The sequence below is a fragment of the Streptomyces sp. NPDC006335 genome, from assembly GCF_040612795.1.
Classification (GTDB): domain Bacteria; phylum Actinomycetota; class Actinomycetes; order Streptomycetales; family Streptomycetaceae; genus Streptomyces.
Window position 1 is genome coordinate 41,285 of record NZ_JBEXQX010000002.1, and the last position, 25,453, is coordinate 66,737.

A 25,453-nucleotide genomic window follows, 5' to 3' on the forward strand; every position below is an offset into this window, starting at 1 on the left:
GAAGGGCGGCCGGTGAGCAGCTCATCACACGTACGACTCGGTGGGCACGGCACACTGAGGGTGTGCCCCAAAATGTGCTGCTCGCCGAAGACGACCGTGCCATCCGTCACGCCCTGGAGCGCGCCCTGACCCTGGAGGGCTACCAGGTCACGGCGGTCGCCGACGGGGTCGAGGCGCTGGCGCAGGCCCACAAGACGCCGCCGGACGTGCTCGTCCTCGACGTGATGATGCCCGGGATCGACGGCCTCCAGGTCTGCCGGGTGCTGCGCGCCGAGGGCGACCGCACACCGATCCTCATGCTGACGGCGCTCGTGGAGACCCAGGACCGGATCGCCGGCCTGGACGCGGGCGCCGACGACTACGTGGTCAAGCCCTTCGACGTCGAGGAGGTCTTCGCCCGGTTGCGCGCTCTGCTGCGGCGGACCAGCCCCGACGGGATGGCCCCGGTCGGCGCCCCTCCCAAGGCCGTCGTGCCCGAGCTCCCCGAGGGGCGGATCGAGGCGGCCGGGCTGCGCATGGACATCCAGGCGCGGCGGGCCTGGCGGGGGACGCGCGAGCTGGAGCTGACCCGCACCGAGTTCGAGCTGCTGGAGCTGCTCGTGCGCAACGCGGGCATCGTGCTCGACCACTCGACCATCTACGACCGCATCTGGGGCTACGACTTCGGGCCCGGCTCCAAGAACCTCGCCGTCTACGTCGGCTACCTGCGCCGCAAGCTCGACGAGCCGGGCGCGCCGCAGCTCATCCACACGGTGCGTGGCGTGGGTTACGTGCTCCGGGAGGACTGAGTGGGGCGGCTGGCTCGGCTGTGGGCCCGGCCGCGGCCCCGGCTGCTGTCCCTGCGGACCACCTTCGCGGTGTCCTTCGCCGCGGTGACGGCCGCGGTGACCGTGCTCGTCGGTGTGCTGTCCTACAGCGCCGCCGCCCGTCTGGTGCGGGTGGACCAGGAGTCCGTGTTCGACCAGGTCGTGCGGGATCTGCGGGACGAGGTGAGCCACGAGCGGATGGCACCGGAGGACTTCTCGTCCTCGGCGCCGGGACACGACCTGGTGCGGCCCGCCCGTACGGATGTGCAGGTGCTGGGGCCCACCGGGGCGATCGCCGATCCCGGGCGCCCCGGACTGCCGGTGACCTCGGGCGACCGGCGGATCGCGGCGGCCGGCCTGGCCGGACGGCTGGTGCTGCACAAGGAGGTCTCGGTCGGCAGCGACGTGTACCGGATCGCCACCGTCTCGCTGGGCGGCGGGCGGGGCGCCGTGCAGGTCGCCCAGGAGTTCAGCGACACCGAGGACCTGCTGCGGGCCCTTCAGCAGCGGACCTTCCTGCTGATGGCGGCCGTGGTGGTGGGCGCCGGGCTGTTCGGCTGGTGGCTGGCCCGGCGGATCACCCGGCGGCTGGTGATCCTCACGTCCGCCGCGGAGGACGTGGCGCGCACCCGCCGGCTCGGGATCGAGGTGCCGGTCACCGGTCACGACGAGGTGGGGCGGCTGGGGCGGGCCTTCGACCGCATGCTGGGACGGCTCGCGCAGTCGGAGGAGGACCAGCGGCGGCTGGTGCAGGACGCGGGGCACGAACTGCGGACACCGCTCACGTCGTTGCGTACGAACATCTCGCTGCTGCGGCGGATCGATGAGCTGCCGCCCGCCACACGCGAGGAGCTGGTCGCCGATCTCACGCAGGAGGCACGGGAGTTGACCGATCTGGTCAACGAGCTGGTCGACCTCGCGGCGGGGCAGGCGGACAACGAGCCCCCGCAGCGGGTGGATCTCGCCGATGTCGCGGAGGAGGTGGCGGGGCTGGCCCGGCGGCGGACCGGGCGGGAGATCGTGGTGCACGCGAGCGGGTCGACGGTGACGGACGGGCGGCCGGGGATGTTGCAGCGGGCCGTGTCGAACCTGGTGGAGAACGCGGCGAAGTTCGACCGGGACGGTACCGGCCCGATCGAGATCTCGGTGTCGGGGTTCACGGTGACCGGGCCGGTGCGGGTGGAGGTGCTGGACCGGGGGCCCGGGATCGCGCACGCCGATCTCGTGCGGGTCTTCGACCGGTTCTACCGGGCGGCGGACGCGCGGTCCCTGCCGGGGTCGGGGCTGGGGTTGTCGATCGTGCGGGAGGTGGCGCTGTCGCACGGGGGAGCGCCGTTCGCGTTTCCGCGCGACGGGGGTGGGACGGTGATCGGCTTCACCGTGGGCGGGGATGCGGTGGGTGGTTGAGGGGGTGCCGGGTCCGGTTGTCGGGCGGGTGCGGGTCGGTGGGGGCGGGCGTTTCGCGCAGTTCCCCGCGCCCCTGAAAGGCACGTCCACTGGGCCTGCTCAAGGGGCGCGGGGAACTGCGCGACCAGCCACAACTCACCCGCACCCGCCCGACAACCCCACTATCGGTGCTGGCGCAGCGGAATCGTCTCCAGTGTCGATCGGGCCGCCGCCAGGGCCGGGTGGGTCTGTTCCGCGACCCGGTGGAAGGTCTCCTGCGCGGTGCGGGCCGGCCAGGCCGGGGGGAGGTGGCGGGCCGGGAGCCTCGGGTCCGTGCGGATGGTCCGGAGCCAGTCGCTGACCAGGCGGAGCCGGGTGCCGACCGGGTCGTCGTCGGTGCCGTTGCCCAGGTGGGCGCTCCAGCGCTTGTCGAAGGCCACATAGCGGGCGGCGATGGACTCCAGGTCCCAGGTGTCGCGGATCATCTGCTCGATGTCGGTCACCTCGGCGGCCTTGGCGTGGAAGATCTTGACGTGGGCCGTGAGCCCGAGGTCGGTGACCACCGCGGAGACGTCCACGTGGCCCGGGGCGATCCACAGGCCGCTGTACAGGGCGCCGAATCCGGACCAGGTGAGCCGTGAGCGCAGGTCGTGGCGCTGGCGCTTCCAGGAGTCGGGCAGGGAGAAGCCGAGCAGGGTCCAGGAGCCGTCCCAGTCGTCGTTGACGGCGCCCTGTTCCCAGATGCGGGTGCGGCCGTCGATCAGGACGCGGGTGGCCTGCGGTGTCAGGCCGAAGAACATCTTGCGTCCCTCGCGCTGACGCTGGAGCAGACCCCGGTTGACCATGCGGGTGAGGGTGGAACGCACGGCCTGTTCGCCCACACCCACGCGGCCCAGGACGTCGATGATGCTGCCCGAGTAGACGCCCAGGACCCCCTCCTCCAGGACGTGGTTGCCGAAGAAGGTGAGCATGAGCGACTGCGGGCGCGGCTGCGGCCCGTCCGCGGTGTCCAGGATGTCGTCGTCCTCCACGGGGGCAAGGGTACGACCGCCCGCCGACCGCGCGGCAGGCGGTCGTACGAGGTCATCGGCGGTCGGCGGGGTGGGCAAGGTCGTACGGGCGCAGGTAGGGCGTCGGGCGGTACGAGACGTAGCGGGTGGGGGTGGTGGGGTCGGCCGCCGTGGCGCGGGCGTTGAGGGACGCCGGGTCGGTGCCCTGCCAGCTGCCGGTGGACAGGCGGTCCTCCAGGGTGTGGAGGGCGGCGAGTTGTTCGGCGGTGCTGAAGGTGCAGTGGCCGGCGTTGTCGACGTACGCCTGGCGCAGGAGGGGGCCGGAACCGGCCGCCGTCACCGCCCGCTTCAGGGCGCTCTCTGTCTGGACGGGGACCAGGGGGTCGCCGATGGTGTGGATGGAGAGCTGGGGCTTGGCCAGCTTGCCGGTGAAGGAGCTCGTGCTGCTCATCCACGTCACGGCGTTCCGGTCCGCCTTGATGCGCGGGGCCCGGTTGAGGGCGGTGAGGTCCTTCTTCAGCGAGAGGCCGGCCTTCTTGTAGAGCTCGGTGACCTCCTTGCGGACGGAGGACTCGGCGAGGAGGCGGGTGTAGTCGACGCCGGTGTTCCAGGACATGTTGCCGCCGGCCCGGACCTCGGCCTCCTGGCGCCGGTTGAAGGCGGCGATCTTCAGCAGGCCCTTGACGGCGTCGTACTGGTTGGCCTGCTGGGCGTCCCAGTCGGTCGCGGCGGGGCGGGTCTGGGTGGGCGCGTTCCAGACCGGGATGTTGTGCAGGGCGGCGGCCAGGGCGATACGGGCCCGGCCCTCGGGCGTCGACTGGGCGGAGTCGACCTTGGCGGTGAGGGTGTTCGCCGCGTCGGTGGCTGCCTGCTGCGTGGGGAGGCTGACCAGGGGGACGTCGGAACCCAGGAGCGTTTTGAGGGCGAAGACCGGGTCCAGGGTGTTGTTCCAGTTGGCCACGCCGCCGTGGACCAGGCCGCACATGGAGAGCGAGCCGTCGATCTCGTCCGGGTGGCGCTCGGCGATCGCGGTGGTGACCAGGCCGCCGTACGACCGTCCCCAGGCCATGGTGCGGGAGGCCTGGCCGAAGCGGTCGGTGAAGGTCTTCAGGGTGGCCATCTGGTCGGGGACCGCGTCGGTGACCGCCCAGCCGGTGCTGGCGTACGAGGAACCGATGAGGGCGTAACCCTGCTGGAGGAGAAGGGCTTTGGTGGCGGCGTCGGGGGCGTCCTGGGCGGGGTTGGCGGGGCCGCCGTTGTAGCCGTGGCTGAAGAGGAGGACGGTGCCGTTCCAGGTGGCCGGCACGTCCATCATGTACGTGGCGCCGGAGGGGAGTTGGCCGTCCACGTGGGTGGTGCCCGTGTCGGCGGTCGCCGTGGCCGCCGGTGCGGTGGTGAGGGTGAGCAGTAGGGCCGCCGCGCAGGCGATGCGGGTGCTGTGCCTCATGCGGTGATCTCCTCCGTGTGGGGGGTGGTGGGGAGTTCGGGGGCGGGGCCGAGTGACGCACGGCTGGTCTCACGGACGAACCACACCGTCAGCGCGGTGATCAGCGAGCCGCCGCACAGCAGGAGGGCGACCGGGGTGCCGTTGCCGCTGCTCGCGACCAGGCTTCCGGCGATCATCGGGGAGAAGCCGGCGCCGACCAGCGTGGCGCCCTGGTAGCCGAGGGAGGCGCCGGTGTAGCGGACCTCGGTGCCGAACATCTCGCTGAACAGGGCGCCGAGCGGGCCGTACATCAGCGACTGGGAGATGCCGTGGCCGATGACGACGGCCAGGATCAGGGCTCCCGACGACTTGGAGTCGACCAGCGCGAGGACGGGGAACGCGGTGGCCGCGGACAGGACCGCGCCGGTGAGGACGACCGGGCGGCGGCCGATCCGGTCGGAGAGCGCGGAGGCGCAGGGCAGGACGACCAGGGCGACCGCGGCGGAGACGGTGAGCGCGGTGAGCACCTGCGGGCGGGGATAGCCGATGCCGGTGGCGTACGAGATCAGGTAACTGGTCAGCAGGGACTGGGCGGTGAAGGCGCCGATGCCGACGCAGCAGGCCAGCAGCACGGGCCTCGGGCGGCGCAGGACGTCGAGGATGGGGAGCCTCGACTCGGCGCGGTCCTTCTTCACCGCGGCGAACAGCGGGCTCTCGACCACCTGGAGGCGGACGAACAGGCCGACGCCGAGCAGCAGCACGCTCAGCAGGAACGGCACGCGCCAGCCCCAGGCCGCGAACTGGTCCTTGGGGAGGGTGGAGACCGACGCGACCACGGCGGCGGAGATCAGGGAGCCGAGCGGGGCTCCCATCTGGGTGAAGCTGGACCACAGTCCGCGCCGCTTCTCGCCCGCGTGCTCGACGACCATGAGCGTGGCGCCGCCCCACTCACCGCCGATGGCGATGCCCTGGAGCACGCGCAGAGTGATCAGCAGGACGGGCGCCCACACGCCGATGGTGTCGTACGTGGGCAGCAGGCCGATGAGGAAACTGGCGCCGCCCATCAGGCCCATGGTGAGCAGCAGCATGTTCTTGCGGCCGAGGCGGTCGCCGAAGTGCCCGAAGACGATGCCGCCGATCGGGCGGGCCACATAGCCGGCGGCGAAGGTGCCGAACGCGGCGATCGTGCCCACGGCGGGGTCGGCGCCGGGGAAGAACAGTTCGCCGAAGACGAGCGCGGCGACGGTGCCGTAGACGAGGAAGTCGTAGAACTCGACTGCGGTGCCTAGCAGTCCGGAGAGGGCGACTCGGCGGAGTTGGCGGGTGCGTTCTGATGCGCTGGGGGACGGGGGCATCGCGGGCTCCCTTGAGCGGGGGAAGGACACCGCGAAATTAGGCTCTCTGGTGACTGCCGTCAATAAAGTGCACAACATTGACAGGTTCGACAGGGATGCGACAGGGGTCACCGGAACGGCCGCCGCCCGCCGCCGGGTTACCGGGGCGGGCGGCGGGTCGGTGTCCGCGTCCTGAAGCGGGAGGTGGGTCAGGCCCGTTGCAGCTGCGGGGCGGGCCGCTCGCCCGAGCCGCGCACGATCAGCCGGGTCGGCACGGTGATGGTCCGGGCCCGGGTGCGGTCGCCGTCGAGGCGGGACAGCGCTGTGGTCGCCGCCGTCCGGCCGATCTCCTCGGGGGCCTGGGCGACGACGGTCAGGGCCGGTTCGAGTGCCTCGGCGAGCGGGACGTCGTCGAAGGAGACGACGGCGACGTCCTTGCGGCCGCTGCGGGCGAGTTCGGCCACTATCCCCAGGGCGACGATGTTGTTGCCGGCGAACAGGGCGGTGGGGGGCTCGGCCAGCCCGAGCAGCCGGGCGGTCGCGGCCGAAGCCCCTTGTTGGTCATGGGCGTTGGTGACCAGGGACCGGTCGTAGGGCAGGCCCGCCCGCTCCAGGGCCTCGCGGTATCCGGCCATGCGCTCACGGCGGGTGTAGAGCTTGACGGGCAGGTCGCCGACGAAGCCGATGCGCCGGTGGCCGTGGGCGATCAGGTGGGCGACCCCGTCGTGGGCGCCGGTGCGGTTGGAGCTGACGACGCTGTCGGCGGCCAGACCCACCCCGGGGCGGTCGAGGAAGACCACGGGCAGCCCGGTCGCCCGGTGGGTCTTGAGGTGGGAGTGGTCGGCGCCGACGGACGGCACGACCAGCAGGATGCTGACCCGGCGGGCCAGGAACTTGTCCGTCAGGGCGCGTTCACGGTCCGGGTCGTCCGCCGAGGAGCCCATGAGCAGGGTCAGTCCGCGGTCGCGGACCGTGTCCTCGATACTGCGGGCCACCGCTCCGAAGAACGGGTTGCCGAGGTCGGGGATGACCAGACCGATGGTGGTGTCGGGCCCGCCCACGCGGATGTTGCGCGCCATCAGGTTCGGCTGGAACCCCAGCTTGGCCACGGCGGCGAGCACCTGTTCCCGGGTCTCGGCCGACGCGGGTCCGTCCTCGTTCAGTACGCGGGAGACCGTCTTGGCGCTGACGCCCACTTCGCGGGCGACGTCGGCCAGGGTCGGGCGGCGGTTCGCTGCCATGGAGGAAACCGTCTCCTGTGCTCGTCGTATCCGGCCGCGGCCTCGGCCGGATGCCGTCGAGTGTCGAGTGCTGTGGTCAGGTGGCCTGGACGCCCGCGGCCTTCGCGGCCTCGGAATCCGCTACGACAGTACCTCCGGCCTCGTCGACGGTGAGCGCGCCCGTCATGATGGCGACGACCTCCGCCATGGAGTAGTCGGAGGGCTTGATGAGGGCGGCTCGCCGGCCCAGCCGGTGGACGTGGATCCGGTCGGCGATCTCGAAGACGTGCGGCATGTTGTGGCTGATCAGGACGACCGGCATGCCCTTGTCGCGGACCCGTCGGATGAGGTCGAGGACCTGTCCTGACTCCTTGACACCCAGCGCGGCGGTGGGTTCGTCCATGACGACGACACTGCGGGCCCAGGCGACGGAACGGGCGACCGCCACGGCCTGCCGCTGGCCCCCGGAGAGGGTCTCGACGGCCTGGGTCAGCGACCGCAACCCGATCTTCAGGTCGGCCATGTGCTCGGCCGCCTCCTGCCGCATCCGCTTCTTGTCGAGCATGCGGAAGACACTGCCGAGGACACCGGGCCGGCGCAGCTCGCGCCCGAGGAACACGTTCGAGGCGATGTCCATCGACGCGGCCACGGCCAGGTCCTGATAGACCGTCTCGATGCCGTGGGCGCGGGCACTTTGCGGCCCCGAGAAGGTGATGGGCTCACCGTTGAGCCGGATCTCGCCCGCGTCGGGCGTCACCGCGCCGGTGAGGGCCTTGATCAGGCTGGTCTTTCCGGCGCCGTTGTCGCCGATGACGGCCAGCACCTCACCGGGCAGCAGGTCGAAGTCGGCGCCGTCGATGGCGGTGACCTGGCCGTAGCGCTTGACCAGACCGCGGGCCTGGAGGACGGGGGTGGGGGAGGCGAGGGCGCTCATCGGGCCTTCTTCCGGGAGATCTGGTCGACGGTCACCGCGAGGATCACCAGCACACCGGTGATCAGGGTCTGGTAGATCGAGGCGACACCCATCAGCTGGAGCCCGTTGCGGAAGACCCCGACGATGAGGACGCCGATGAAGGTGCCGAGGACCGAACCGCGGCCGCCGAAGAGGCTGGTGCCGCCGAGGACCACGGCGGTGATGCTGTCCAGGTTGTCGGTCTGTCCGGCCTGCGGGTCGCCGACTCCGGTGCGGGAGATCAGGAGCAGGGCGGCGACGCCGTACAGCAGGCCCGCCACCGTGTAGACGCCGATGGTCAGGCGGGAGGTGCGGATGCCGTTCAGGCGCGCGGCCTCCTGGCTGTTGCCCAGGGCGTAGACGTGCCGGCCCCAGCCGGTGCTGCTCAACGCGTAGGCGAGGAGCAGGAACAGGGCGATGGTGACGAGGGAGCCGTAGGTGATGTCGGTGTGGCCCATCGGGAAGGTCTCCCCGAGGGCGGTCAGCGGGCCCGGCAGGTTGGTGACCGTCTGCTCCTCGGAGTAGATGTGGGTCAGCGCGAACGCCACGTTGAGCATGCCGAGGGTGACGATGAACGGCGGCAGCGGGATCTTCTGCACCAGCAGCCCGTTCACCAGGCCGAAGCCGCCGCAGACGACCAGGCCCAGCGCGATGGCGACCAGCGGGGGCAGGGAGCCCTCGGCGGCCATCTTGGCGATCACGATGCTGCCGAACGCCATCACCGCGCCGCACGACAGGTCGATGCCCGCGGTCAGGATGATCAGGGTCTGGCCGATGGCGAGGGTGCCGACGACCATGACCTGCTGCACGATCAGCGAGAAGTTCCCGCCGGTGAGGAACTGGTCGGTCGAGACGGCGAAGAAGACGCACGCGAGGAGAAGGGCGACCAGCGGGCCGGTGGTCGGTGCCGTGAGCAGCCTGCGGGCCGTGGTCGGCGCTTTGAGCTCGGCGTACGGCGAGGAGGTGCTCGGAGGCGTGGACGTGGCGGTCATACGAGGTCCTTGTCGGAAGACAGAAGTCCTGGTGGGAGGACAAGGGGGCGGCCGTCCCCCGGTCGGGGAGGTGCGGGGGCCGGCCGCCCCGCTCAGGGGACGGCGGTGTCGTACGGTCCCTGGGGCCGGGCTCAGCCCCAGCAGTTCTCCAGGCCGAAGGCGGTGTCCTTGGACGCGACGCCGGCCTGGGCCTTGTCGGTGATCAGGGTGACGCCGGTGTCGGTGTAACCGGACGCCTTCTTGCCGTCCTTGGCGTACGTCACGACGGCCTTGACGCCCTCGGCGGCCATCTTCAGCGGGTACTGCTGCGAAGTGGCGGCGATCTTGCCGTCCTTGACGGCCTGGGTGCCGGTGCAGCCGCCGTCGACGGAGACGATCAGGACGTCCTTCTCCCGGCCCTTGGCCTTCAGCGCCGTGTACGCGCCCAGCGCGGCCGGCTCGTTGATGGTGTAGACGAGGTTGATGCCGGGTTCCTTCTGGAGGCAGTTCTCCATCGCCGTCTGGCCCTTGGCCTGGTCGCCGCCCGTGTCCTGGGCGCACGCCACGTCCTTCTCGGCGGCGCCGAAGCCCTTGAGGAAGCCGTTGTGCCGCTGGACGCCGACGGAGACACCGGGCGCGAGGTCGAGGGTGGCTATCTTCGCCGCCTTGCCCTTCATCGCGGCCTTGGCGTACTCGCCGATCAGCTCGCCCGCCTTGAGGTTGTCGGTGGCGAAGAGGGCGTCGACGGCGCTCTCCGGCTCGGTCGGCGTGTCCAGGGCGATGACCAGCACGCCCTTCGCCTTGGCCTTCGCGATCGCCGGCACGATCGCCTTGGAGTCGCTCGGGGTGATCAGGATGCCCTTCACCCCGGCGGCCACCATGTTCTCGATGGCGGTGACCTGACCGGCGTTGTCCCCGTCGAACTTGCCCGCCGCGGTCATGAGCTGGACGCCATCCTCCTTGGCGGCCTTCTCCGCGCCCTCCTTCATCTTCACGAAGAACGGGTTGGTGTCGGTCTTGGTGATCAGACCGACCTTGACGCTGCCGCCCGAACCGGAGCCGACGCTGCCCGATCCGGATCCGGAACCGCAGGCCGTCAGGGCGAGGGCCGCGACGGAGGTGCACGCGGCGGCTCTGAGCAGGGAGGAGGGCAGTCGAGAGGTGCGAGACATGAACGACTCCAGCGGGATTGCGGGCGAGCGGCGGGAATGCGGGCGAGCGGCGGCAGCGGAGCATGCCGTCCCCGGATGTCATCGTTGACTTATGTCATCGTTGACACTGCCGAGGATGATGACCCCGTCTCCCCGCAACGTCAATGCCCCCTGCGCGTCACAAGTCCGCAACGGTGGCGGTGGGCGCCCGTTTCGTGCCCGCCCGTTGACGGGGCGCACGGACTGCGGCCATCATCGGGGCCGTCCGATGTCAGCGATGACACAAGTCAACGATGACATCGGCCCTCGGCGTCGTGCCCGCAGCTCAGTCGTGCCCAGTTCAGTCGTGCCTCAGCTCAGCAGCGCTCCAGCTGTCGTGCCCCAGCGCCCTGGTGACCCAGCACGGTCGTGCCCCCAGCACAGGAGACCCCATGAGATCTGGACGTGTGTCCTGGCATGCCCGCACCCGGATGATCGCCGCGGCGGCGACCGTCTGCGCCCTGTCCGCGACCCCGCTCGCCCCGCGGGCCGCCGCGGCCGACACCCCGCCGTACACCGAGACCTACCGCCCCCAGTTCCACTTCACGCCGCAGCAGAACTGGATGAACGACCCCAACGGACTCGTCTACTACCAGGGCGAATACCACCTCTTCTACCAGTACAACCCGAACGGCAACTCCTGGGGAGACATGTCCTGGGGGCACGCGGTGAGCACGGACCTCGTGCACTGGAAGGAGCTGCCGCTCGCCCTGTCGCACGACGACAAGGAGATGGTGTTCTCCGGCAGCGCGGTCGTCGACCGCGACAACACCACCGGGTTCGGCACGAAGAAGAACCCGCCCATGGTGGCGATCTACACCAGCCTTGACAAGAGCACGGGCGTCCAGGCCCAGTCGCTCGCCTACAGCACCGACCGCGGCCGTACCTGGACCAAGTACCAGGGCAATCCGGTCATCGACATCGGCTCGAAGGACTTCCGCGACCCGAAGGTGCAGTGGTACGCACCCACCAAGAGCTGGCTGATGACGGTGTCGCTGTCCGCCGAGCACAAGGTGCGGTTCTACTCGTCCAAGAACCTCAAGGACTGGAGCCTGCTCAGCGAGTTCGGGCCCGCGGGCGCCACGGGCGGCGTGTGGGAGTGCCCCGACCTGTTCCCGCTCGCGGTCGACGGCGACAAGAAGAAGATCAAGTGGGTCCTCGTCGTCAACATCAACCCCGGTGGCATCGCCGGGGGTTCGGGTGCCCAGTACTTCGTGGGCGACTTCGACGGCGAGAAGTTCACCGCCGACGACAAGGGCAGCTACACCCCGCCCGCCGGCACGGTCGTCCAGGACTTCGAGGGCACCGGCTTCGGCAGTTGGACGACCACCGGCACGGCGTTCGGCGCGGCACCGGCGACCGGTGCGCTGGACGGACAGTCGGCGGTCACCGGATACGACGGCAAGGGCTTCGCCGACAGCTTCCACGGCGGCGACTCCACCACCGGCACGCTCACCTCGGCACCCTTCACGGTCACCATCCCCTACCTCAACTTCAAGGTCGGCGGCGGCAAGCACCCGCACCAGGACGGCACCGTCCTGGAACGCGGAGCCCCGCCCGAGGGGACGGTCCTCGCCGACTTCGAGGGCGGCACCTACGGCGACTGGACCCCGACCGGCGACGCCTTCGGCACCGCACCGGCCACCGGCACCCTCCCCGGCCAGCAGGAGGTCACCGGCTGGCTGGGCGACGGCCTGGTCAACACCTTCCGCGACGGCGACGCCGGCACCGGCACCCTCACCTCGCCCGAGTTCACCCTCGACAAGGACTACGTCGACTTCCTCGTCGGCGGCGGCAACCACCCGGCCGGCTCGGACCACCCCACCGCGGTGGAACTCCTCGTCGACGGCCAGGTCGTGCGCAGCGCCACCGGAAGCGACGCGGAGGCCCTGAACTGGGACTCCTGGGACGTGCGCGACCTCGCCGGGAAGAAGGCGCGGATCCAGATCGTCGACGACAACACCGGCGGCTGGGGCCACCTCAACGTCGACCACATCGTGCTGTCCGACACCCGGGCGCAACCTGTCTCCCGGGAGACCTCCGTCAACCTGCTCGTCGACGGCCAGGTCGTCCGCAGCGCCACCGGCTCCGACAGCGAGACCCTGGACTGGGCCTCCTTCGACCTGCGCCCCTACGCGGGACGGCAGGCCCGGATCCAGATCGTCGACAACAACACCGGCGGCTGGGGCCACATCATGGCCGACGGGTTCACCACCGCGTCCGCCCCCGCCAAGTCCGCCGTGCAGCGCGCCGACTGGGCCGACTACGGCAAGGACTACTACGCGGCCGTCTCCTGGGAGGACGCCCCGGACGGCGAGCGGTACATGATCGGCTGGATGAACGACTGGGAGTACGGCGGTGCCGTCCCGACCTCGCCCTGGCGCGGCGCGCAGAGCGTCCCGCGCCGGATGGCACTGCGTACCGTGGACGGCCGTGTCCGGCTGACCAGCCAGCCGGTGGCGACCCTGGCGTCCCTGCGCGAGGGGAGCGCGGCGACGGCGACCGGCGTCAACGTCACCAGCGCCTCACGGCCGCTGATCGGCCCGAAGGCGCAGGGCAGGGCGCTCGACATCGAGGCCACCTTCTCCCTCCGGGACGCCGAACGCTTCGGCCTGAAGGTGCGCACCGGCGCCGGGGGTCAGGAGACCGTCATCGGCTACGACACCACGACCGGGGAGCTGTACGTCGACCGCACCCGCTCCGGCGCCACGGACTTCAGCCCCGCCTTCCCCGGCGTCCAGCGGGCCCCGCTCAAGGCCGTCGACGGCAAGGTCAAGCTGCGGATCCTCGTCGACTGGTCCTCCGTCGAGGTCTTCGGCGGCAGCGGCGAGGCCGTGATCACCGACCAGATCTTCCCCGACCCAGACAGCCAGGGGGTGCGCGTCTTCGCCGAGAACGGCTCGGTGAGGCTGGACCGCGCAAGCGTCCGGCACCTCGGCTCCTACCGCGACTGACAAGGACACGTGACGTGAAGAAGACCCTGCTCGCCGAGTTCACCGCCCGTGAGGGGGCGCGGGACGAAGTCGCCCGCATGATCGTGGAGTACGCCGAGAAGGTGCGTGCGGAGGAGGGCAACCTCGTCTTCGACGTCTACACCAAGGCCTCGCACCCGCGCGCCTTCTGGATCTTCGAGGTGTACCGGGACGAGGACGCCTTCCAGGCGCACCTGAACGCCCCCTACGGCGGCCCCTTCAACGCCGCGCTCACCCCGCTCATCGAGGAGGACGCCTCCGTCCTGACGTTTCTCGACCCGGTGACCTGACCGGCAGGGACGTGCCGGAGGGCGGTGACGAGGCGGGCCGCCCGCCCCGGGCGAAGAAGTCGGCCAGGGTCAGGCTCGCCGCGCCGACGGTGACCGCGTCCGGGCCGAGTTCGCCCAGGTCGATGGAGACGCGTTCGGCGGGGTGGCGCAGCGAGTACGCGTCGGCGTACCGGCGCAGGGCGGGCAGGAGACGGGGGCCGAGCTTCAGGCCCGCCCAGCCGCCGATGAGGATGCGCTCGGGCTGGAAGAGGTTGACCAGATCGGACAGGCCGGCCCCGACGTACTCGGCGGTCTCCTCCAGGACGGCGAGGGCGGTGGGGTCGGCCTCGGGGTGGGCGGCGGCGAGCAGCGCGGCCAGCGCGGTCTCCTCGTCGGCGCCCTCCGGCGGGTGCCCGCCCGCCTCGCGCCAGCGGTCGACGAGCGCGCCCGCGCCCGCGTAGGCCTCCAGGCAGCCGAGCGCACCGCAGCGGCAGCGGCGCCCCCTGACCCGCACGGTCACATGCCCCCACTCCAGGGCGCGGCCGTACTCCACCCCCTCGGTGACCAGACAGGCGCCGATGCCCGAGCCGAAGAGGACGACGACCGCGTTGCGGGAGCCCCGGCCGGCGCCGAACCACAGCTCGGCCTGGCCCAGCGTGCGGGCCCCGTTGTCGATGAAGTACGGGACGGAGTCGGGGAGTTCACAGGTCGAACGCAGCAGGGACTCCAGCGGGACGGCGTCCCAGCCCATCGTCTGGCCGTGCACCACCGCGCCCTGCCCGGGGGTGCGGGCCACGATGCCGGGGACTCCGATGCCGACGCCTAGAAGCTGTTCCGGGGTGATGTCCGTGCCGGTGAGGACCTCGGCGATGCCGTCGCGGATGTGGCCGACGACGACCTCGACGTCGTAGCCGTGCCGCTCCAGGGGCCGCTCGGCGCGGGCGAGTTCGGTGAGGGTGAGGTCGAAGAGCTCGACGCGCACGCGGGTCTCGCCGACGTCGACGCCGATCATGTGGCCGCCGGTGGGGGCGACGCGCAGCAGGGTGCGGGGGCGGCCGCCGTCGGACTCGACGGTGCCGGCCTCCTCGACCAGGCCGTCCTCGACCAGTTCCGCGACCACGTTGCTGATGGAGCCGCCGCTCAGACCGGTGGCCGGGGCCAGTTCGAAGCGGCTCATGGGGCCGTCGAAATACAACCGTTGCAGTACGGCGGTCCGGTTGCCCCGTCGCAGGTCACGCACCGTCCGCCCGTTACGCCCCGCCATGTGGATCCCTTCCGACGCCGCCTCGACCTGCAAGATACCGCTGCGCCGACTCTTGACGCGACTTTCCTTCGCGTCTTAAATCACGCCATAAATTAACTCCGGGGTGGTGTTCGAGAAGCGAACGCACCGGGGGTTACTCCCTGGAAGGGACACCAGAGCCATGCGCAGAACCCGAGCCGCGGCCGCCGGTGCGGTCACCGTTTCCCTCATGACTCTCGTGACCGCCTGCGGCGGCGGCTCGTCGACGAGCGGCGGGTCCAACGACTCGCCGAAGACCCTGACCTACTGGGCCTCCAACCAGGGCGCCAGCATCGAGGTCGACAAGAAGGTCCTCCAGCCCGAGCTCGACAAGTTCGAGAAGCAGACCGGCATCAAGGTCAAGGTCGAGGTCGTGCCCTGGTCCGACCTGCTCAACCGGATCCTCACCGCGACCACCTCGGGGCAGGGCCCCGACGTCCTCAACATCGGCAACACCTGGAGCGCCTCCCTCCAGGCCACCGGCGCACTGCTGCCCTGGGACACGAAGAACTTCGCCGCGATCGGCGGCAAGGACCGCTTCGTCGACTCCGCGCTCGGCTCCACCGGCGCCCAGGGCCAGGACCCGGCCGCGGTCCCGCTCTACTCCATGGCCTACGCCCTCTACTACAACAAGGAGATCTTCACCGACGCCGGCATCAGCAAGCCCCCGGCCACCTGGGACGAACTGATCGCCGACGGCAAGAAGATCCAGGCCAAGGGCAAGTCCGCGCTCGGCGCCGAGGGCGCGAACCTCTCCGAGAACATCCACCACGTCTTCGTCTTCGCCAAGCAGCACGGAGCCGACTTCTTCACCTCCGACGGCAAGCCCGACTTCACGAACGACAACGTGGTGGCCGCCGTCAAGCAGTACGTCGACCTCATGGCCAAGGACAAGGTCATCCCGGCCGGCGACGCCGAGTACGCCCAGAACCAGTCGGTCAGCGACTTCGCCAAGGGCAACCAGGCCATGCTGCTGTGGCAGTCCGCGTCCGCCAACCTCAAGTCCCAGGGCATGAGCGAGGACGAGTACGGCATCGCGCCCGTGCCCGTGCAGTCCGGCACCCCGGGCGGCGGCACCCAGGTCAACTCGGCCGTCATGGGCATCAACCTCGCCGTCTTCAAGAACACGGACAACATCGACGGCGCCAAGAAGTTCGTGAAGTTCATGACCAGCGACGCCGAGCAGAAGATCCTCAACACCGCCTACAGCTCCATCCCGCCGGTGAAGACCGTGCAGCAGGACTCCGTCTTCAGCTCGGGCGCCAACAAGGTCCTCAAGGACACCCTCGCCACCAGCGCGGCCGCCCTGCCGCAGGTCGCCGACGAGTCGCAGTTCGAGACGGCCGTGGGGACCGCCGTCAAGGACCTGTTCGCCGACGCGGCCGCCGGACGCGCGGTCACCACCGAGTCGGTGAAGGCGGCGCTGGACAAGGCCCAGCAGCAGATGCCGACGAAGTGAGCACGATGACCACCACCGCGCCCGCGGGGACGGCCGCGCACGAAACCCCCTCCGGGGTGGAGCGGCCCGGTCCCCGCCGCCGCCCCGGAAGGATCCGCCGCATCGGGCTGCCGTACCTGCTCCTGCTGCCGGCCCTGCTCCTCGAACTCCTGGTCCACCTGGTGCCGATGGTGATCGGCATCGTGATGAGCTTCAAGGAGCTCACGCAGTTCTACATCCGCGACTGGGGCACCGCGCCCTGGTCCGGCCTCGACAACTACAAGGTGTCGGTGGACTTCGACGCCCCGGTCGGCGAGGCGCTGCTGCACTCGTTCCTCGTCACCGTCGCCTTCACCCTGCTGTCGGTCGGCCTGTGCTGGCTGATCGGCACCGCGGCGGCGGTCTACCTGCAGGACACCTTCCGCGGCCGGGGCCTGCTGCGGGCGCTGTTCCTCATCCCGTACGCCCTGCCGGTCTACGCGGCCGTCATCACCTGGGTGTTCATGTTCCAGCACGACAACGGCCTGGTGAACCACGTCCTGCACGACCAGCTCCACCTCACCGACAAGCCGTCCTTCTGGCTGATCGGCGACAACAGCTTCTGGGCCCTGCTGACCGTCTCGGTGTGGAAGGGCTGGCCGTTCGCCTTCCTCATCGTCATGGCCGGACTGCAGAACATCCCCGACGAGCTGTACGAGGCGGCGGCCCTGGACGGCGCCGGGATGTGGCAGCAGATCCGCCGCATCACGCTGCCGTCGCTGCGGCCGGTCAACCAGGTGCTGCTCCTGGTGCTGTTTCTGTGGACGTTCAACGACTTCAACACGCCGTTCGTCCTGTTCGGCAAGTCGGCTCCGGAAGCCGCGGACCTCATCTCGGTCCACATCTACCAGGCGTCCTTCGTCACCTGGAACTTCGGCACCGGCTCCGCCATGTCCGTGCTCCTGCTGCTGTTCCTGCTCGTGGTGACGGGCGTCTACCTCCTGCTGACCTCCCGGGGAAGGAAGCCGGCCCGTGGCTAGCACCAACTCGCCGATGGCACCGCCGCGTTCGTTCTTCTGGTCCCGGCGGATCTTCCTCACCCTGCTCACCGGCTTCGTCCTGCTGCCGGTCTACGTCATGGTCTCCAGCTCGCTGAAGCCGCTCGCGGACGTCACGGGCGAATTCCACTGGCTGCCCAGCCGGTTGACCCTCCGGCCGTACATCGACATCTGGTCGACCATCCCGCTCGCCCGGTACTTCGTGAACTCGCTGGTGGTGGCGGGCGCGGCGACCGTCTGCTCGGTGGTGATCGCGGTGTTCGCCGCGTACGCCGTCAGCCGCTACGAGTTCCGCGGCAAGCGCGTCTTCACGGTCACCGTGCTGTCCACGCAGATGTTTCCCGGGATCCTCTTCCTCCTCCCCCTCTTCCTGATCTACGTCAACATCGGCAACGCCACCGGGATCGCCCTGTTCGGCTCGCGCGGCGGGCTGATCCTGACGTATCTGACCTTCTCCCTGCCGTTCTCGATCTGGATGCTGATCGGGTACTTCGACTCGGTGCCGCGCGACCTGGACGAGGCCGCGCTGGTCGACGGCTGCGGGCCGCTCGGCGCGCTCTTCCGGGTCGTCGTGCCGGCCGCGATCCCCGGGATCGTCGCGGTCGCCGTCTACGCCTTCATGACCGCGTGGGGCGAGGTGCTCTTCGCCTCCGTCATGACCAACGACACCACCCGCACCCTCGCCGTCGGACTCCAGGGCTACTCCACGCTCAACAACGTGTACTGGAACCAGATCATGGCCGCCTCGCTGGTCGTCAGCGTCCCCGTGGTCGCCGGGTTCCTGCTGCTCCAGCGCTATCTCGTCGCCGGGCTGACGGCGGGCGCCGTCAAGTGACCCATCGTGAAAGGACTTTCGTGAGCATCGACCTCGCCGCACTCCCGCACGACTTCCTGTGGGGCACGGCCACGGCGGCCTACCAGATCGAGGGAGCCGTGTCGGAGGACGGCCGCTCGCCGTCGATCTGGGACACCTTCTCGCACACCCCCGGCAAGGTCGCGGGCGGCGACACCGGCGACGTCGCCTGCGACCACTACCACCGCTGGCGCGAGGACATCGACCTGATGCGCCGCCTCGGCACCAACGCCTACCGCCTGTCCGTCGCCTGGCCGCGCGTGATCCCGGGCGGCGACGGCCCGGTCAACCCCAAGGGCCTCGACTTCTACGACGAGTTGATCGACGCCCTGCTGGCCGCCGGGATCACCCCGTCCGTCACCCTCTACCACTGGGACCTGCCCCAGGTCCTCCAGGACCGCGGCGGCTGGCCCGCCCGCGACACCGCCGAGCACTTCGCCGCGTACGCCTCGGTCGTGGCCGAGCGGCTCGGCGACCGGGTCCACCACTGGACCACCCTCAACGAACCCCTGTGCTCGGCCTGGATCGGCCACCTGGAAGGCACCATGGCCCCCGGCCTGACCGACCTCACGGCCGCCGTCCGCGCCTCCTACCACCTGCTCCTCGGCCACGGCCTGGCCGCGCGGGCGATCCGCGCCGCGTCCCCCTCCGCCCAGGTCGGCCTGGTCACCAACCTCTCCACGATCCACGCGGCCACCGACCGGCCCGAGGACCTCGCCGCCGCCCGCCGCATGGACGGCCACACCAACCGCTGGTGGCTCGACCCGGTCCACGGCCGAGGCTTCCCGGCGGACATGCGCGAGGTCTACGGCGTCGAACTCCCGGAGCGCGACGGCGACCTGTCGGTCATCGCCACCCCCCTGGACTGGCTCGGCCTCAACTACTACATGCCGATCACCGTCGCCGACGACCCCACGGGCCCGGCGCCCCGGGCCCGCCAGATCTCCCGCCCCGGCGTCCCGCGCACCGGCATGGACTGGGAGATCGACGCGAACGGCATCGAGACCCTCCTGCTTCGCCTCACGAACGAGTACGGCGTCCGCAAGCTCTACGTCACCGAGAACGGCTCCGCCTACCCCGACGTCGTACGCCCCGACGGCACGGTCGACGACCCGGAACGCCAGCGGTACCTGACCGACCACCTGGCCGCCTGCGCCTCCGCCGCCCGCAAGGGCGCCCCCCTGGCCGGCTACTTCGCCTGGTCCCTGCTCGACAACTTCGAGTGGGCCTACGGCTACGACAAGCGCTTCGGCCTGGTCCACGTCGACTACGAGACGCAGCGACGGACGATCAAGGGCACGGGGTACCGGTACGCGGACATCATCCGGGCGCACGGGGAGCGGGGCCGCAAGGCGGCCTGAGCGCGGGCCGCCCGAGTGCGCCTACTCGAAGGAAGGGGCGGGGTCCTCGGACCCCGCCCCTTCCTTTGCTGTTCACGGCCACACAAGGCAGTACGGCTGATGCCCCGCCTCATGCAACCGATGACTGAAGTCCTGCCACTCGTGCAGCAGTTGGTACACGTTGAACGCGTCCCGCGGGCCGCCCCGGTCCGGGACCGTCGACCAGATGAACGCCGCCGCGCCGACCGCTTCCTCGCCTATGCCGCGCAGGGGGTCCACGACCGTCATGGGGAGCTTGACCACCGCGTAGTCGGGGTGCAGGACGACCAGTTCGAGCGGGGGGACCTTGTGGAGGGGGACGCCTTCGATGCCGGTGAGGACCATCGCCGCCATGGTCTCCGGCTTGATCTTGGTGAACATGCCGTTCATGCCGAGCTCGTCGCCGCCGAGTTCCTCGGGGCGCATCGAGATCGGGACACGGGCCGCGGTCGCGCCGTCGGGCGCGCCGAAGTACTTGTACGTCACCCCCACCCGACCACCATTCCTGCTTCCCGCCCTCAACGGATCGATCCGACGTTCGATACGTCGCTCGTCGCGTTCCGACTCATCCGGGGTGCCCGGGGCACCGCGTCCCTGACGTGTCTCGGCCGCTTCCTCCGCCTCGCGCCGGTGCCTTCCCCGCCGGGCACGTCGAGGACCCAGGTCATCAGTCCCCTCGCCCAGTCCGCCACCGCGATGCATATCTCCACCCGACTGCTTTTCTAGGACGCGCAGGCCCCGCCGCGCAACCCGATCATCGTGTCAGTGACCTCCCCCACGGCCGCCCGCCGAAACGTGCGTTGAAACACCTGTCCGCAGGATCTTCGCAGCCCCTGAACAACCGACCGCGTGCCATCGTCTCCGTGAGCTGTGTGTATCTGCATCCAGTTTCGCAGATCGTGGGGCGCCGGGGGGTTTCGAGGGCTGGCCTACCCTGAGGTAGTCACCGGCAACGGAGTCCGAGAAAGCCGAACAAACCGGAGAAGGTCGGAGAAGTCGCAGGATATGAGTGAATTGCCCTATTCATACGAGGCGCCTGTCTCGCAGGCCCTGTTCGACCGCGCGTCCGCCGTCACACCGGGCGGCGTGAACTCCCCGGTCCGCGCCTTCCGTGCCGTGGGCGGCACCCCCCGCTTCATGGTGTCCGGCACCGGGCCTTATCTGACGGACGCCGACGGGCGGGAGTACGTCGACCTCGTCTGCTCCTGGGGCCCCATGATCCTCGGGCACGCGCACCCCGAGGTCATCGCCGCCGTCCAGGAAGCGGTGGCGAAGGGCACCTCCTTCGGCACCCCGGGCGAGGGAGAGGTCGCGCTCGCGGAGGAGATCGTCGCCCGGGTCGAGCCCGTCGACCAGGTACGGCTCGTCTCCAGCGGGACCGAGGCCACCATGTCCGCGATCCGGCTCGCCCGCGGTTTCACCCGGCGCACCAAGGTCATCAAGTTCGCCGGGTGCTACCACGGTCACGTCGACTCGCTGCTCGCCGCGGCCGGCAGTGGTGTGGCCACGTTCGCGCTTCCCGACACCCCGGGCGTCACCGGCGCCCAGGCAGGCGACACGATCGTGCTGCCGTACAACGATCTCGAAGCCGTCCACGAGGCCTTCCACCGCCACCCCGGCGAGATCGCCTGTGTGATCACCGAGGCTTCGCCCGGCAACATGGGCGTCGTGCCGCCGCTGCCCGGGTTCAACCAGGGACTGAAGGACGCCTGCGCGCAGAACGGCGCCCTCTACATCTCCGACGAGGTCATGACCGGGTTCCGGACGAGCCGTTCCGGCTGGTACGGCATCGACGGCGTCCGGCCCGACCTCATGACCTTCGGGAAGGTCATGGGTGGCGGGTTCCCCGCCGCCGCCTTCGGGGGGCGTGCCGATGTCATGGCGCACCTCGCTCCCGCCGGCCCCGTCTACCAGGCCGGCACCCTCTCCGGGAACCCCGTCGCCACCGCCGCCGGCCTCGCCCAGTTGCGGCTGCTCGACGAGGCGGCCTACGCCAAGGTCGACGCCGTGTCCGAGCAGATCCGCTCGCTCGTCTCGGAGGCGCTCGGCAAGGAAGGCGTCGCGCACACCGTCCAGAGCGCCTCCAACATGTTCTCGGTGTTCTTCACCGACCGGCCGGTGCGCGACTACGAGGACGCCAAGGCGCAGGAGTCCTTCCGGTTCACCGCGTTCTTCCACTCCCTCCTGGAGAACGGCGTCTACCTGCCGCCGTCCTCCTTCGAGTCGTGGTTCGTCTCCACGGCCCATGACGACCAGGCGGTTCAGCGCATCGCCGACGCCCTCCCGGCGGCGGCCCGAGCGGCGGCGGAGGCCACAGCGGCATGAGCACCCCGACCAACAGCGACATCACCGTCGTCCACCTGATGCGGCACGGCGAGGTCGCCAACCCCGACGGTGTCCTCTACGGCCGTCTCGCGGGCTACCACCTCTCCGAGCTCGGGCGGCAGATGGCCGACCGGGTCGCCGAGCACCTCGCGTCCCGGGACGTCACCTACGTCTGCGCCTCCCCGCTGGAGCGGGCGCAGGAGACCGCCACGCCGATCGCCAAGGCGCACGGCCTCGACATCGCGACCGACGAGCGGCTCATCGAGGCGGAGAACGTCTTCCAGGGCAAGACCTTCGGCGTCGGCGACGGGGCCCTGAAGAACCCGGACAACTGGAAGCACCTCGTCAACCCCTTCAAGCCGTCGTGGGGGGAGCCGTACATCGACCAGGTCGTCCGGATGAAGGGCGCGCTGGACGCGGCCAGGGACCGGGCGCGCGGCCACGAGGCCGTGCTGGTCAGCCACCAGTTGCCGATCTGGATCGTGCGGTCGTACGTCGAGAAGCGGCGGCTGTGGCACGACCCGCGCAAGCGGCAGTGCACGCTCGCCTCCCTGACGTCCTTCACGTACCAGGGCGACCGGATCGTGTCCGTGGGGTACAGCGAGCCGGCGATCGACCTGGTGCCGGTGCATCTCCGCGCCGGGGCCAAGCCGGTGAAGGGCAAGAGCAAAGCGTTCGGGGCGTAGCGCTCCGCGGGGAACCGAGCAAGAAGATCGTGGGGGGCTGCGGCGCCGTCGTGGCTGGTCGCGCAGTTCCCCGCGCCCCTTGAGGGGCGCGTTCCTGTTACCGAATCCGCAAATATCGCCGGAACCTTCCCCCTCGTCACGTCCTCTGACTGGGTGACCACCGGAGAACGTGACGAATCGGGGAAGCATGCACTCTCTCACCCGAAGGGGAGCGATAGGCCTGGGCGCGGGCGCCGCGGCCGCCGTGGGACTCTCGGCCTGCGGAACCCTCACCGGGTCCGACGGGGTGACCCACGCCTCGGGTCCCAGCGCCTCGCCCAGCAAGAAGCCGGTCACCGCCCGCCCCATCGGCGACGGCTCGACCTCCTTCACCGGCAAGCAGCCCCACCAGCCCGCCAAGCCGGTGCCGCTGGAGCCCGGGCAGACCCCGCCGCAGTTCGTCGTCTTCTCCTGGGACGGCGCCGGCGAGGTCGGCAACGGCCTCTTCCCGCGCTTCCTCGACCTCGCCCGCAAGCACGACGCGCACATGACCTTCTTCCTCTCCGGGCTGTATCTGCTGCCCGAGTCGAAGAAGCGCCTCTACGACCCCCCGAACAACCCCCGCGGTGCCTCCGACATCGGCTACCTCACCGACGAGCACGTCAAGGCGACCCTGACGAACGTCCGCCGGGCCTGGCTCGAGGGACACGAGATCGGCACCCACTTCAACGGCCACTTCTGCTCCGGCCACGGCACCGTCGGCAACTGGACGCCCCAGCAGTGGAAGAGCGAGATCGAGCAGGCGAAAGCTTTCGTCAAGGAGTGGCGCACCAACACCGGCTGGACCGACCTGCCCGCGCTGCCCTTCGACTACGACAAGGAACTCGTCGGCGGCCGCACCCCCTGCCTCCTCGGCCAGGACAACCTGCTGCCCACCGCCCGCGAGCTCGGCTGGCGCTACGACGCCTCCTCGCCCGGCGGCCGCCAGATCTGGCCCCAGAAGAAGAACGGCATCTGGGACCTGCCGCTCCAGGCGATACCTTTTCCCGGCCGCGGCTTCGAGGTCCTGTCCATGGACTACAACATGCTGGCCAACCAGTCGATCAACTCGACCAACGCGCCCGCCCACAACTACCCGGCCTGGCGCGAGCAGTCCGCCGGCGCCTACATCGCCGGCTTCCAGCGCGCCTACGAGACCAACCGCGCCCCCTTCTTCGTCGGCAACCACTTCGAGCACTGGAACGGCGGCCTCTACATGGACGCCGTCGAGCAGGCCTTCAAGCACATCGCGCGGGAGAAGGAGAAGGGCGCCGACGTCCGCATGGTCTCCTTCCGCCAGTTCGTCGACTGGATGGACGTGCAGAAGCCGGAGGTGCTCGCCAAGCTGCGCACGCTCGATGTCGGCCAGGAGCCGGCGGGCGGCTGGAAGACGTTCCTCAAGGGGTCCTCCACACCGCCCTCGGCACCCTCCTCGAACGCTGCCTGAAATGCGGGTTTCCGCCCGCAAGGGGGGTGCCCAAGATCCCCGGAACGGGCATGCGAAACTTTTCACATGAGTGCCGCCAGCCGTAGCCGCTCCCGAGTCCGCACCACCCTGCTCACCGCGGGTGCCGCAGTCGCGGCGCTGACCCTGTCCGCCTGCAGTTCGGGCGGCACCTCGGGCGGAGGCGGCGACACCAACTTCATCATGGGTGCGGACGGCATCTCGACGGCCAAGCAGGGAGACCGGGGCGCCGCCCCCGACCTGTCCGGCAAGACCGTCGACGGCGGCCGGCTCGACGTCGCCGACTACAAGGGCAAGGTCGTCGTCCTGAACATGTGGGGCTCCTGGTGCGCCCCCTGCCGGGCCGAGGCACCCAACCTGGAAGCGGTCTACAAGCAGCTCAAGGACAAGGACGTGCAGTTCGTCGGGGTGAACACCCGCGACACCAGCGTCCAGAACGCCCGCGCCTTCGAGAAGGACATGGGCATCACCTTCCCCAGCCTGTACGACCCGACCGGCAAGCTGATGCTCCGATTCTCCAAGGGCACCCTCAACCCGCAGGCCGTGCCCTCCACGCTCGTCATCGACCGGGACGGGAAGATCGCCGCCCGCTCACTGGCCGCGCTCAGCGAGAGCAAGCTGCGCAAGATGATCGACCCGGTCCTCGCGGAGAAGTGACGTGAGCGCAGTCGTCACGCTCGCCGCCGAGACGGGCTACAACGGCACCGTCCTCAACGGTGCCCTGCTCGTCGCCCTGCCCATCGCGGTCCTCGGCGGCCTCGTCTCCTTCTTCTCCCCGTGCGTCCTGCCACTGGTCCCCGGCTATCTGTCGTACGTCACCGGCGTGACCGGCACCGACCTGGCCGAGGCCCGGCGCGGCCGGATGGTCGCGGGCGCCTCCCTGTTCGTGCTCGGCTTCACCGCGGTGTTCGTCTCCAGCGGGGCGCTGTTCGGCTACTTCGGCCAGACGCTCCAGGAGAACCAGGGCGTGCTGTCCAAGGTGCTGGGCGTGCTCATGATCCTCATGGGCGTCTTCTTCATGGGCCTGATGCCCTGGATGACCCAGCGGGAGTTCCGCTTCCACAACAAGCCCACCATGGGCCTGGTCGGCGCCCCGCTGCTCGGCGCGCTGTTCGGCATCGGCTGGACCCCCTGCATCGGCCCGACCCTCGCCTCGGTGATCGCCCTGTCCTCCCAGCAGGGCAGCGCGGGCCGCGGTGCCATACTGACCGTCGCCTACTGCCTCGGCCTCGGGGTGCCCTTCGTGCTCGCCGCGGTCGCCTTCCGCAAGGCGCTCGGCGCCTTCGACTGGGTCAAGCGCCACTACGTCTGGGTCATGCGCATCGGCGGCACCATGATGATCGTGACCGGACTGCTGCTGCTGACCGGCGCGTGGGACCGCCTCGTGCAGGACGTCCAGTCCTGGTCCGCCGGCTTCACTGTGGGGATCTGATC

General features: G+C 70.3%; 22 protein-coding genes. 13 read left to right on the top strand and 9 right to left on the bottom strand.

The annotated features are described in order from the left end of the window. Window positions 1-62: 62 nt before the first annotated feature. Both ABZ098_RS06055 and ABZ098_RS06060 read left to right on the top strand, forming a co-directional pair. Window positions 63-788 carry a response regulator transcription factor gene (locus ABZ098_RS06055; protein WP_356587735.1) on the top strand — a complete coding sequence of 242 codons (726 nt, stop codon included), beginning with the start codon at window positions 63-65 and terminating at the stop codon, window positions 786-788. After that, window positions 789-2,213: a HAMP domain-containing sensor histidine kinase gene (locus tag ABZ098_RS06060; RefSeq protein ID WP_356587737.1), complete on the top strand. Its 1,425-nt coding sequence runs from the start codon at window positions 789-791 to the stop codon at window positions 2,211-2,213. A gap of 161 nt (window positions 2,214-2,374) precedes the next feature. On the opposite strand, the gene ABZ098_RS06065 is transcribed toward ABZ098_RS06060, so the two are convergent. From ABZ098_RS06065 to ABZ098_RS06095, 7 genes are all read right to left on the bottom strand, one after another. Continuing rightward, on the bottom strand, window positions 2,375-3,223 hold the full coding sequence (locus tag ABZ098_RS06065; RefSeq protein WP_356587739.1) for a PaaX family transcriptional regulator C-terminal domain-containing protein: 849 nt from the start codon (window positions 3,221-3,223) through the stop codon (window positions 2,375-2,377). 52 nt (window positions 3,224-3,275) lie between these two features. After that, window positions 3,276-4,649 carry an alpha/beta fold hydrolase gene (locus ABZ098_RS06070; protein ID WP_356587741.1) on the bottom strand — a complete coding sequence of 458 codons (1,374 nt, stop codon included), beginning with the start codon at window positions 4,647-4,649 and terminating at the stop codon, window positions 3,276-3,278. After that, window positions 4,646-5,983: an MFS transporter gene (locus tag ABZ098_RS06075; protein ID WP_356587743.1), complete on the bottom strand. Its 1,338-nt coding sequence runs from the start codon at window positions 5,981-5,983 to the stop codon at window positions 4,646-4,648. The genes ABZ098_RS06070 and ABZ098_RS06075 overlap by 4 nt, the downstream gene beginning before the upstream one ends. Before the next feature lie 188 nt (window positions 5,984-6,171). Continuing rightward, window positions 6,172-7,203 carry a LacI family DNA-binding transcriptional regulator gene (locus tag ABZ098_RS06080; protein WP_356587745.1) on the bottom strand — a complete coding sequence of 344 codons (1,032 nt, stop codon included), beginning with the start codon at window positions 7,201-7,203 and terminating at the stop codon, window positions 6,172-6,174. Between the two features lie 76 nt (window positions 7,204-7,279). Further along, window positions 7,280-8,116, bottom strand: a complete 837-nt coding sequence (locus ABZ098_RS06085; protein ID WP_280895417.1) for an ATP-binding cassette domain-containing protein — start codon at window positions 8,114-8,116, stop codon at window positions 7,280-7,282. Further along, window positions 8,113-9,126 carry an ABC transporter permease gene (locus ABZ098_RS06090; RefSeq protein WP_356587748.1) on the bottom strand — a complete coding sequence of 338 codons (1,014 nt, stop codon included), beginning with the start codon at window positions 9,124-9,126 and terminating at the stop codon, window positions 8,113-8,115. The genes ABZ098_RS06085 and ABZ098_RS06090 overlap by 4 nt, the downstream gene beginning before the upstream one ends. A 131-nt stretch (window positions 9,127-9,257) precedes the next feature. Beyond that, window positions 9,258-10,277, bottom strand: a complete 1,020-nt coding sequence (locus tag ABZ098_RS06095) for a sugar ABC transporter substrate-binding protein (protein ID WP_356587750.1) — start codon at window positions 10,275-10,277, stop codon at window positions 9,258-9,260. A gap of 410 nt (window positions 10,278-10,687) precedes the next feature. Between ABZ098_RS06095 and ABZ098_RS06100 the strand changes: the two genes are divergently transcribed. Continuing rightward, window positions 10,688-13,249: a GH32 C-terminal domain-containing protein gene (locus ABZ098_RS06100; RefSeq protein ID WP_356587752.1), complete on the top strand. Its 2,562-nt coding sequence runs from the start codon at window positions 10,688-10,690 to the stop codon at window positions 13,247-13,249. 14 nt (window positions 13,250-13,263) lie between these two features. Beyond that, window positions 13,264-13,557 (top strand): putative quinol monooxygenase, encoded by a 294-nt coding sequence (locus ABZ098_RS06105; protein ID WP_356587754.1) that lies wholly within the window; start codon window positions 13,264-13,266, stop codon window positions 13,555-13,557. On the opposite strand, the gene ABZ098_RS06110 is transcribed toward ABZ098_RS06105, so the two are convergent. Continuing rightward, complete coding sequence (locus ABZ098_RS06110) at window positions 13,508-14,800, bottom strand: ROK family transcriptional regulator (RefSeq protein WP_356587756.1); 1,293 nt, start codon at window positions 14,798-14,800, stop codon at window positions 13,508-13,510. The two genes, ABZ098_RS06105 and ABZ098_RS06110, sit on opposite strands and share 50 nt — an antisense overlap. A 160-nt stretch (window positions 14,801-14,960) precedes the next feature. Here ABZ098_RS06110 and ABZ098_RS06115 point away from each other — a divergent pair, with 160 nt between their 5' ends. Genes ABZ098_RS06115 through ABZ098_RS06130 form a run of 4 tightly spaced genes read left to right on the top strand, consistent with a single transcriptional unit; the run spans window position 14,961 to window position 19,507 of the window. Beyond that, window positions 14,961-16,277, top strand: coding sequence for a sugar ABC transporter substrate-binding protein (locus tag ABZ098_RS06115; protein WP_356587758.1), 1,317 nt, complete (start codon window positions 14,961-14,963; stop codon window positions 16,275-16,277). A 5-nt stretch (window positions 16,278-16,282) separates the two neighbouring features. Then, on the top strand, window positions 16,283-17,275 hold the full coding sequence (locus tag ABZ098_RS06120) for a sugar ABC transporter permease (RefSeq protein ID WP_356587760.1): 993 nt from the start codon (window positions 16,283-16,285) through the stop codon (window positions 17,273-17,275). Between the two features lie 13 nt (window positions 17,276-17,288). Further along, window positions 17,289-18,128 carry a carbohydrate ABC transporter permease gene (locus tag ABZ098_RS06125; protein WP_356589321.1) on the top strand — a complete coding sequence of 280 codons (840 nt, stop codon included), beginning with the start codon at window positions 17,289-17,291 and terminating at the stop codon, window positions 18,126-18,128. A gap of 20 nt (window positions 18,129-18,148) precedes the next feature. Further along, on the top strand, window positions 18,149-19,507 hold the full coding sequence (locus ABZ098_RS06130; RefSeq protein WP_356587762.1) for a GH1 family beta-glucosidase: 1,359 nt from the start codon (window positions 18,149-18,151) through the stop codon (window positions 19,505-19,507). A gap of 72 nt (window positions 19,508-19,579) precedes the next feature. Here ABZ098_RS06130 and ABZ098_RS06135 read toward each other — a convergent pair whose 3' ends face one another. Further along, window positions 19,580-20,227, bottom strand: coding sequence for a hypothetical protein (locus tag ABZ098_RS06135; protein WP_078959859.1), 648 nt, complete (start codon window positions 20,225-20,227; stop codon window positions 19,580-19,582). A gap of 303 nt (window positions 20,228-20,530) precedes the next feature. On the opposite strand from ABZ098_RS06135, the gene hemL reads away from it, so the two are divergent. The 5 genes from hemL to ABZ098_RS06160 all read left to right on the top strand — a co-directional run bounded on the left by hemL (window position 20,531) and on the right by ABZ098_RS06160 (window position 25,451). After that, a complete protein-coding gene (gene hemL / locus ABZ098_RS06140) occupies window positions 20,531-21,850 on the top strand; it encodes a glutamate-1-semialdehyde 2,1-aminomutase (RefSeq protein WP_356587765.1) in 1,320 nt (439 codons plus the stop codon). Next, entirely contained in the window at window positions 21,847-22,536 is a 690-nt protein-coding gene (locus tag ABZ098_RS06145) for a histidine phosphatase family protein (RefSeq protein WP_356587767.1), read from the top strand. The genes hemL and ABZ098_RS06145 overlap by 4 nt, the downstream gene beginning before the upstream one ends. Window positions 22,537-22,723: 187 nt before the next feature. Continuing rightward, a complete protein-coding gene (locus tag ABZ098_RS06150) occupies window positions 22,724-24,001 on the top strand; it encodes a hypothetical protein (RefSeq protein ID WP_356587769.1) in 1,278 nt (425 codons plus the stop codon). 66 nt (window positions 24,002-24,067) lie between these two features. Then, window positions 24,068-24,676, top strand: coding sequence for a TlpA disulfide reductase family protein (locus ABZ098_RS06155; RefSeq protein ID WP_356587771.1), 609 nt, complete (start codon window positions 24,068-24,070; stop codon window positions 24,674-24,676). A gap of 1 nt (window position 24,677) precedes the next feature. Continuing rightward, window positions 24,678-25,451, top strand: a complete 774-nt coding sequence (locus ABZ098_RS06160) for a cytochrome c biogenesis protein CcdA (RefSeq protein WP_356587773.1) — start codon at window positions 24,678-24,680, stop codon at window positions 25,449-25,451. Window positions 25,452-25,453: the final 2 nt, after the last annotated feature.

Bases quoted from the DNA above. Each gene is read 5' to 3' on its own strand.
- ABZ098_RS06070 (WP_356587741.1), bottom strand. From the start codon at position 4,649: ATGAGGCACAGCACCCGCATCGCCTGCGCGGCGGCCCTACTGCTCACC.
- ABZ098_RS06075 (WP_356587743.1), bottom strand. From the start codon at position 5,983: ATGCCCCCGTCCCCCAGCGCATCAGAACGCACCCGCCAACTCCGCCGA.
- ABZ098_RS06080 (WP_356587745.1), bottom strand. From the start codon at position 7,203: ATGGCAGCGAACCGCCGCCCGACCCTGGCCGACGTCGCCCGCGAAGTG.
- ABZ098_RS06085 (WP_280895417.1), bottom strand. From the start codon at position 8,116: ATGAGCGCCCTCGCCTCCCCCACCCCCGTCCTCCAGGCCCGCGGTCTG.
- ABZ098_RS06090 (WP_356587748.1), bottom strand. From the start codon at position 9,126: ATGACCGCCACGTCCACGCCTCCGAGCACCTCCTCGCCGTACGCCGAG.
- ABZ098_RS06095 (WP_356587750.1), bottom strand. From the start codon at position 10,277: ATGTCTCGCACCTCTCGACTGCCCTCCTCCCTGCTCAGAGCCGCCGCG.
- ABZ098_RS06100 (WP_356587752.1), top strand. From the start codon at position 10,688: ATGAGATCTGGACGTGTGTCCTGGCATGCCCGCACCCGGATGATCGCC.
- ABZ098_RS06110 (WP_356587756.1), bottom strand. From the start codon at position 14,800: ATGGCGGGGCGTAACGGGCGGACGGTGCGTGACCTGCGACGGGGCAAC.
- ABZ098_RS06115 (WP_356587758.1), top strand. From the start codon at position 14,961: ATGCGCAGAACCCGAGCCGCGGCCGCCGGTGCGGTCACCGTTTCCCTC.
- ABZ098_RS06120 (WP_356587760.1), top strand. From the start codon at position 16,283: ATGACCACCACCGCGCCCGCGGGGACGGCCGCGCACGAAACCCCCTCC.
- ABZ098_RS06125 (WP_356589321.1), top strand. From the start codon at position 17,289: ATGGCACCGCCGCGTTCGTTCTTCTGGTCCCGGCGGATCTTCCTCACC.
- ABZ098_RS06135 (WP_078959859.1), bottom strand. From the start codon at position 20,227: ATGCATCGCGGTGGCGGACTGGGCGAGGGGACTGATGACCTGGGTCCT.
- hemL (WP_356587765.1), top strand. From the start codon at position 20,531: ATGAGTGAATTGCCCTATTCATACGAGGCGCCTGTCTCGCAGGCCCTG.
- ABZ098_RS06145 (WP_356587767.1), top strand. From the start codon at position 21,847: ATGAGCACCCCGACCAACAGCGACATCACCGTCGTCCACCTGATGCGG.
- ABZ098_RS06150 (WP_356587769.1), top strand. From the start codon at position 22,724: ATGCACTCTCTCACCCGAAGGGGAGCGATAGGCCTGGGCGCGGGCGCC.
- ABZ098_RS06155 (WP_356587771.1), top strand. From the start codon at position 24,068: ATGAGTGCCGCCAGCCGTAGCCGCTCCCGAGTCCGCACCACCCTGCTC.